Source organism: Bradyrhizobium sp. SZCCHNRI1009, from assembly GCF_032487575.1.
GTDB lineage: Bacteria > Pseudomonadota > Alphaproteobacteria > Rhizobiales > Xanthobacteraceae > Bradyrhizobium.
In genome coordinates this window covers 40803-48844 of the sequence record NZ_JAUEUL010000034.1, presented here as the reverse complement: position 1 = coordinate 48844, position 8042 = coordinate 40803, and the positions used below count along the sequence as shown (strand labels likewise).

The 8042-nt window shown below is 65.5% G+C and carries 7 protein-coding genes; 1 reads left to right on the top strand and 6 read right to left on the bottom strand.

Going from position 1 to position 8042, the window contains the following annotated elements; all coding sequences use genetic code 11:
* Positions 1 to 181: 181 nt before the first annotated feature.
* The 5 genes from QX010_RS31300 to QX010_RS31280 form a co-directional block, all read right to left on the bottom strand.
* Entirely contained in the window at positions 182 to 547 is a 366-nt protein-coding gene (locus QX010_RS31300; RefSeq protein WP_315801345.1) for a hypothetical protein, read from the bottom strand.
* Between the two features lie 192 nt (positions 548 to 739).
* A complete protein-coding gene (locus tag QX010_RS31295) occupies positions 740 to 1402 on the bottom strand; it encodes a sulfite oxidase-like oxidoreductase (RefSeq protein WP_316183463.1) in 663 nt (220 codons plus the stop codon).
* A 26-nt stretch (positions 1403 to 1428) separates the two neighbouring features.
* The gene (locus tag QX010_RS31290; RefSeq protein ID WP_315801343.1) at positions 1429 to 2751 is read right to left on the bottom strand and encodes an MFS transporter; all 1323 of its coding nucleotides are present in this window, start codon (positions 2749 to 2751) and stop codon (positions 1429 to 1431) included.
* A 399-nt stretch (positions 2752 to 3150) separates the two neighbouring features.
* The gene (locus tag QX010_RS31285; protein WP_316183462.1) at positions 3151 to 4572 is read right to left on the bottom strand and encodes an amidase; all 1422 of its coding nucleotides are present in this window, start codon (positions 4570 to 4572) and stop codon (positions 3151 to 3153) included.
* A 79-nt stretch (positions 4573 to 4651) separates the two neighbouring features.
* Positions 4652 to 5428, bottom strand: coding sequence for an SDR family oxidoreductase (locus QX010_RS31280; protein WP_316183461.1), 777 nt, complete (start codon positions 5426 to 5428; stop codon positions 4652 to 4654).
* A gap of 168 nt (positions 5429 to 5596) precedes the next feature.
* Here QX010_RS31280 and QX010_RS31275 point away from each other — a divergent pair, with 168 nt between their 5' ends.
* Positions 5597 to 6670 carry a tartrate dehydrogenase gene (locus tag QX010_RS31275; protein WP_316183460.1) on the top strand — a complete coding sequence of 358 codons (1074 nt, stop codon included), beginning with the start codon at positions 5597 to 5599 and terminating at the stop codon, positions 6668 to 6670.
* A gap of 404 nt (positions 6671 to 7074) precedes the next feature.
* Here the strand turns inward: QX010_RS31275 and QX010_RS31270 are convergent, their stop codons facing one another.
* The gene (locus QX010_RS31270; protein WP_316183459.1) at positions 7075 to 7986 is read right to left on the bottom strand and encodes an NAD(P)-dependent oxidoreductase; all 912 of its coding nucleotides are present in this window, start codon (positions 7984 to 7986) and stop codon (positions 7075 to 7077) included.
* Between the last annotated feature and the right edge of the window lie 56 nt (positions 7987 to 8042).

Sequence of the window (8042 nt, the reverse complement as noted above, 5' to 3'; positions counted from 1 at the left end):
ATTTGGCGATGCTCAAGATCGCAGAAGAATCCACGCCATGCGCCTTGTCCAGCCTGCCTGAACCGGACAGCCGTGGGGTTGTCCCGGCCATGACGGAGTAACTAACTAGCCAGCTCGCGCGTTGCGACGTTGGGCTGTTGCCAGCCTAGATCCGCGATCAATCTCACCAGCCCCGCCACGATCACTCGCGCTGAGGCAGCAGCTCGATCACCTGCTCACCGTTCCGGATCGCTGTCGGCAGGTCCTGCGCGACGAGATCGGCAATCCATCGGACCAGCTCGGGAAGAGCTTCGTCCTTCGCCTGCCGGCGGAGTGGGGGCAAGTCGCGCTCGTGCGCTGTGCCCACTTTGATGTTGAGACGCTCATATGGAATGTCGCCGTCCGGCGGCCGATATCGCGCATCGAACAGACGCCGGCCGTGGCTGCGAACGAGGTGGATGCGAATGCCGCCAAGATCTCGTGCGGTCAGTGCGGCCAGGATGACGCTCGGCTTGAGAAGGTACCCATAGCCCTTGGGTATTTTGCCGGTTTCTGAGGTGAACTCCATGTTGTGTCTCTGGCACGTTCGGATATCGCGGTGGCCGCGCTTCGGTGCGGAAGCGATAACATGTAGTCCGTAGGGTGGGCAAAGCGAAGCGTGCCCACCATTCTTTTCTTTTTTGCGGGGCGAGGGTGGGCACGACGCTTCGCGTCTTTGCCCACCCTACGGCTCCGTTGGCCTGGCTTGAGCGGAGCCCGATCACTCCGAATAGCGCTGCTCGGCCCAGGGATCACCGCGGTTGTGATAGCCGCGCACCTCCCAATAGCCGGGTTTGTCGGAGTCGAGAAACTCGATCGCCTTCAGCCACTTTGCGCTCTTCCAGAAATACAGATGCGGCACCACGACCCGCACCGGACCGCCATGCTCCCTGGTGAGCGGCGCGCCGGACCAGCCGTGCGCGAGCAGCGCATCCTCGGCGGCGAAATCCTCCAGCGTCAGATTGGTCGTGTAGCCGTCGTAGGAATGCAGCACGACGAAATCAGCGCCGTCGCGCGGCCGGCAGGCGGCAAGCAGGTCGCGCGTCGCAAGCCCTTCCCATCGATTGTCGTAACGCGACCAGGTCGTCACGCAGTGAATGTCGGATGTGAACTGGCGCTGCTCCTGGGCGCGGAAGGCAGTCCAGTCCCAGAACAGGGGATTTTCCACCGCGCCGTAGACGTCGAGCCGCCAGCGCTCCGATGTGACCGACGGCGTCAGGCCGAGATCGAGCACCGGCCAGTCGCGGGTCAGGTGCTGGCCCGGCGGCAGGCGCTGGTCGTCGGGCCTGATGATGCGGCCGGTCAGGAACTTGCCTTCGCGCGCCCAGCGCTCCTTGGCTCGGCTCAGCTTGCTCTCGGGCGGCAGCCCGGACTCGTCAGCCATCGGCACCCCTCGTCAGTTCGCCTTGCTCATTCGTGCCTGTGCATCGCCGACGCATGCTTGGTATCGCGCATGGTCGCATAGATGAGCAGCGACAGGAAGATCACGCTTGTGAGATAATAATAGAACCAGGTCTCGTGCCCAATGCTCTTGAAGTAGAGCGCGATCGCCGGCGCGGTGCCGCCGAACAGCGAGACGGTGATCGCGTAGGGCAGGCCGACACCGAGCGCACGGACATTGGTCGGAAACAGCTCGGCCTTCACCACCGCGTTGATCGAGGTGTAGCCCGCCGTGAAGATCCAGGCGCCGCAGATCAGCAGGAAGGCCGTGAACGGCTCCTTGGTGCCCTTCAGCACGGTCAGAATCGGGATCGTCGCCAGCGTGCCGGCGACGCCGAAGAAGATCAGCAGCGGCTTGCGGCCGATGCGATCGGAGATCGCCCCATAGAGGGGCTGCAGCACGCAGGCGAACAGCAGCGAGCCGAAGATCACCATCGTGGTCTGGTCCGCTGTCAGGCCGACCGAGAGTTTCACGAAGGTCTGCATGTAGGTGGTGAAGGTGTAGAATGCGGCGGTGCCGCCCGCGGTCAGGCCGACCACCAGCAGGAGCTCCCGCGGATATTTGAACAGCGCGGTGATCGAGCCGGAAGGGCCGACGGTCTTCTTGGCCTCGACGAACGCCTCGGTCTCGTGCAGGTTCCGCCGCATCACCGCGACGAAGATCGCGAGGCCGGCACCGATTGCGAACGGAATGCGCCAGCCCCAGGCCCGCAATTCGTCCGGGGTCAGGAACACCTTCTGCAACAGCAGGAGCACGATGATCGCGGTGAGCTGGCCGCCGATCAGCGTGACGTATTGGAAGCTCGAATAGAAGCCGCGATGCCTGGCGTCGGCGACCTCGGACAGATAGGTGGCGCTGGCACCATATTCGCCGCCGAGGCTGAGGCCCTCGATGACGCGGGCGAGCGCCAGGATGATCGGCGCGGCGATGCCGATGGTGGCATAGGTCGGCGTCACCGCAATGATCAGCGAGCCGAAGCACATGCAGAGCACCGAGACCGTCAGCGACAGCCGCCGGCCGTGGTGATCGGCGAGATAGCCGAACAGCCAGCCGCCGAGCGGGCGCATCAGGAAGGTCGCGGCGAACACGACAGCGGCGTTGAGCTGCTCGACCACCGGGTCCTTCGATGGAAAGAAGGCCGGCGCGAAATACAATGCGAACGCCGTATAGGCATAGAAATCGTACCATTCGACCAGGTTGCCGGCCGAGCCGATCAGGATCGCCTTGATGCGGCGCTCGACGTCGGCGAGCGACGTGGTCTCGGTGGCAGGCTCGATCGCCTGGTCTGTCATATCCGGTCTCCGGCAAGCGTGATTTGCGGCCCTTCTACGGCAGCCGCAGGGATTGCCAACAGACGATAACGGACATGGGTCCCATGTTCAGCGCATGGAACTCTGGGCCGATCAAAGCAGAACTGCCGCCCTCATGGTGAGGGGCGCTGCTCCGCCTCGCTGGGAGAACCATCAGGCCAAGGTTCGGGGCCTCGCCCTTCGAGACGCTCGCCTTCGGCGAGCTCCTCAGGGTGAGGGGGAAGGTCATGCCGGGAAGAGCGAACTGTGCAGGCCAGCGAGAATCTCAACCCTCATGGTGAGGAGCCCGCCGAAGGCGGGCGTCTCGAACCATGAGGCCAGCGCCCGGGCCTCACCCTTCGAGACGCCGCTGCGCGGCTCCTCAGGGCGAGGGGGAGCATTTCACCTCGGCGCGCGCGGATCGATCGGCGTGGAGCTGGCGACTCCCAGCACGTCCTCGAGCAGCTTGGCACTCGCCAGCAAACCGGCGTCGTTGCGCGGCCGCGCGATCACCTGCAACCCCACCGGCAGGCCCGACGCGGTGAAGCCGCATGGCAGCGACAGCGCCGGGCAGCAGGCGAGCGTGATCGCGTAGACGATGCCGAGCCACTGCACGTAGTTGTCGAACTTCTGTCCGGCGCATTCGGCGACGTAGCGGTTCTCGACAGGGAAGGGCGGCACGATGGTCGCCGGCGCCAGCAGCAGGTCATAGGTCTCGAAGAACTTGACGGCGCGAGCGGTCATCGCCACGCGCTGCGCTTCGGCGCGGGTGATCTGCGCGACGGTGAGCTTCAGCCCTTCCTCGATGTTCCAGATCACTTCGGGCTTGAGCAGGTCGCGCTTGGTGCGCAGCAGCTCCTGCTTGCTCATCGCGAAGTCGAGCGCGCGCAGCACATGGAAGCATTCATGCGCCTCGCTGAAATCCGGATGCGCCTCCTCGACGATGACGCCGAGCTCGGAGAAACGCTGCGCCGCCTTGCGGGTGACCGCGATCACTTCGGGGTCGACTGGCGTGATGCCGAGATCGGGCGAATAGGCGACGCGGATCGGCTTCTTGCCGGAGCGGGCCGCGGTGAGGAAGGAGGTCGCAGGCGAGGGCAGCGAGATCGGGTCGGCGGCGTGCTCGCCGCTCATCGCGTCGAGCAGCAGCGCGAGGTCCTCGACATTGCGGGCCATCGGGCCCTGGACGCCGAGATTGCGGTCGATGGCGACGGCCGGCGTATGCGCGACGCGGCCGAAGCTCGGGCGCAGGCCGACGATGCCGCAGAAGCTCGCGGGGTTGCGCAGCGAGCCGCCCATGTCCGAGCCGTGCGCCAGCCACGCCATGCCGGTCGCAAGCGCAACCGCTGCGCCGCCCGACGAGCCGGCGGCCGAGCGCGACGTATCCCAGGGATTGCGCGTCGCACCGAACACCTCGTTGAAGGTGTTGGCGCCGGCGCCGAACTCCGGCGTGTTCGACTTGGCGTAGATCACGCCGCCATTGGCTTCGAGATGCTCGACCAGGAGATCGGAGTGTTCCGGAATCCGGTCCTTGAAGATCGGCGAGCCCTGCGTGGTCAGTACGCCCTGGACGTCGGTGAGATCCTTGATCGGCACGGGCATGCCGGCGAGCAGGCCGCGTTCAGAGGCCTTCTTCTGCATCAGCGCCTTGGCGTGATCGCGCGCGCGATCGAAGCACAGCGTCGGCAGCGCATTCACCTTGCCGTCGACGGCCGTGATGCGCGCTTCCAATGCATCGAGGCAATCGAGCGGGGTGACCTCGCCGGCCTTCAACTTGTCGACGACGGCGCAGGCGGTCTCGCGGATCAATCCCTGGTCGGCCAAAGCTTGGTTCTCCTGATTGGAAGCATCCCGGCGCTGTGTCGTAGACCATGTTTCGCCGGACGTGGAAAGGTCGCCGCGATCAACCCCACCCTGCACTGATGCCGCCATCGACGGTATAGATCACGCCCGACGTATAGCCGGCGCGGTCGGAGGCCAGGAACGCCATCAGGTCGGCGATCTCTCGTGGATGCGCGGGACGCCCGAGCGGCAGGCCTTTCTGGAATTCCGTGTAGCGGCTCTCGTCGCCGAACTGCTGCTTGGCGCGGGTCTTCAGCAAAGTGACGTGGCGGTCGGTGCCGACCGGGCCCGGATTGATGCCGACCACGCGGATATTGTCGGCGAGGCTCTTGGAGCCGAGCGCGCGGGTGAAGGCCATCAGCGCGGCGTTGCCGGCGCTGCCGCAGATGTAGTTGAAGTCGAACTTCTCGCCGGCCGCGCCGATGTCGTTGATGATGACGCCCGCGCCGCGCGCCTTCATGTCAGCATAGACAAGGCGCGTCAGGTTGATGAAGCCGAACACCTTGAGGTCCCAGGCGTGCCGCCACGTCGCCTCGTCGAGCTTGTCGATCGGCCCGCCCGGAATGTCGCCGGCATTGTTGACGAGGATGTCGATGTCCGCGGCCTCCTGAGCGAGCCGCGTGACATCCTCGGATTTGCGCAGGTCGACCACATGCGCGGCCGCATCGATCTGGTGCTTCGAGCGGAGCTGCTCGGCCAGCGCCGACAGCCGGTCGGCGCTGCGCGCCGCGAGCCGGACGTGGCAGCCTTCCTCGGCGAACGCTTCGGCCGCCGCGGCGCCGATGCCCTTGGAGGCGCCGGTGATGAGAACGCGCTTGCCGCGCAGGTGAAGATCCATGGACACTCTCGCTGAAGGGGAGGAGACCGGATTGTCTTGTGCGATTGTCTTGCGCGTCAGCCATGCGGTCAATCCCGCACCGCAGCGTTGCGCTTCCCGGTCGTTTGGTCCATTCAGGCGATCGACGATTTCAGCCGGAACACGGCGCAACACGCAAGGATCCGCTCGATGAGCAAGAAGCCCTATCGCATCGCAGTCATTCCCGGCGACGGCATCGGCAAGGAGGTCATGCCCGAGGGCATTCGCGTGATCGAGGCGGCCGCCAAGAAGCACGGCGTCGCGGTGCAGTTCGATCATTTCGACTTCTCGAGCTACGACTATTACGAGAAGCACGGCCAGATGATGCCGGACGACTGGAAGACGCAGATCGGCAGCCATGACGCGATCTATTTCGGTGCCGTCGGCTGGCCGGCCAAGATCGCCGACCACGTCTCGCTGTGGGGTTCGCTGATCAAGTTCCGCCGTGAGTTCGATCAGTACGTCAACCTGCGCCCCGTGCGCTTGATGCCCGGCGTGCCGTGCCCGCTGGCGAACCGCAAGCCGGGCGACATCGATTTCTGGGTGGTCCGCGAGAACACCGAGGGCGAGTATTCGTCGGTCGGCGGCCGCATGTTTCCTGACACCGACCGCGAGTTCGTCACGCAGCAGACGGTGATGACCCGCACCGGCGTCGACCGCATCCTCAAATTCGCTTTCGAGCTGGCGCAGTCGCGGCCGAAGAAGCACCTGACCTCGGCCACCAAGTCGAACGGCATCTCGATCACGATGCCGTATTGGGACGAGCGCGTCGAGGCGATGGCCAGGAACTATCCGGGCGTGAAGTGGGACAAGTACCACATCGACATCCTCACCGCGAATTTCGTGCTGCATCCGGACTGGTTCGACGTCGTCGTCGGCTCCAATCTGTTCGGCGACATCCTGTCCGATCTGGGACCTGCCTGCACCGGCACCATCGGCATCGCGCCGTCGGGCAACATCAATCCGGAGCGCAACTTCCCGTCGGTGTTCGAGCCGGTGCACGGCTCGGCGCCTGATATCGCGGGGCAGGGGATCGCCAACCCGATCGGCATGATCTGGTCGGGCGCGATGATGCTGGAGCATCTCGGCGAGAAGCAGGCCGCACAGGCGATCGTCGGCGCCATCGAGCGGACGCTGGCGGAACGGACGTTGCGCACGCGGGATCTGGGCGGGAATGCTGATACCGAGGCGTGCGGCAAGGCCGTTGCGGAGATGGTGGATTAGTTAGGCGCCGCTGATTATTGTCGCCCCGGCGAAGGCCGGGGCCCATAACCACCGGCCGTTGTTATTGAGCAAGGCGTCTGCCACCGTTCGCTACTGATAGATCACGCGGTATGGGTCCCGGCTTTCGCCGGGACGACAGCGGTGGTTGGAGTGATAGCTCGTGCAACAAGCCGCCATTGCGAGGAGCGCAGCGACGAAGCAATCCAGGGCCGTCGCGGGACTCTGGATTGCGTCGCTTCGCGCGCAATGACGGAGAGAGCCGTAGGGTGGGCAAAGGCGCGGCCTGCATCTCCATACGAAGTCGCGGTGGCGCCGTGCCCACCGTCTTGCCGCGGCCGCGCTGATCGACGGTGGGCACGCTGCCGCCTGGCGGCTGCTGCTTTGCCTACCCTATGCGTTCACAACTACGACTTCGCCACGCGGCGGCAGTGCTCCCACGCGGCGTGGATCAGATTCTCGCTCGCTTCCGGCGTGCGGAACGCCGAGTGCGCGGACAGCGTCACGTTGGGGATCGTGGTCAGCACGTGACCGGCGGGCAGCGGCTCGGTGTTGAAGACGTCGAGGCCGGCGTGGCGGATGTGGCCGGAGCGGAGGGCGTCGATCATCGCGGTCTCGTCGACGATTGCCGCGCGGGCGGTGTTGACGAAGATCACGCCGGGGCGCATCTGCGCGATGCGCTCGCGCGACAGGAAGCCGCGGGTCTCGTCGTTGAGCAGGAGATGTAGCGAGACGACGTGGCTGTTCTGGAGCAGCGTCTCGAGTTCGACGAACTCCACACCGGGATGGCTCTTCGGCGAGCGGTTCCAGGCGATCACCTTCATGCCGCTGCCCGAAGCGATGCGCGCGACTTCCGCGGCGATGCCGCCGAAGCCGATCAGGCCGAGCGTCTTGCCGGTGAGCTGCATGCCGTCGTCACGCAGCCAGTTGCCGGCGCGCATCTCGCGGTCCATCTGTGCGATGCCGCGGGCAGAGGCCCACATCAGCGCGATGGCGGCTTCGGCAACCGCGGTGTCGCCGTAGCCCTTGATCAGATGCACGGTGATGCCGAGCTCGGCGAGCTCCTCCGGGTTCATGTAGCTACGTGCGCCGGTGCCCAGGAAGACGACGTGCTTGAGCCCCTTGCATTGCCTCGCGACGTCGGTCGGCAGCGCGGTGTGATCGACCACGCCGATCTCGGCGCCGTCGAGGATCGCCGGCCAGTCCTCCGGCTTGATGTCGGGGTCGAGATGCACGCGCATCTCGGGATCGCCGGATTTGCGCTGCCGCTCGAAGATCTCGGCAAGCGAGTCGTTGGCGTCGATGAAAACTCCGCGCACGTTTTGAATCTCCTCTAGGAAGCGGACGAAACGGCTGCGCAGGCGGAGGTGCACTC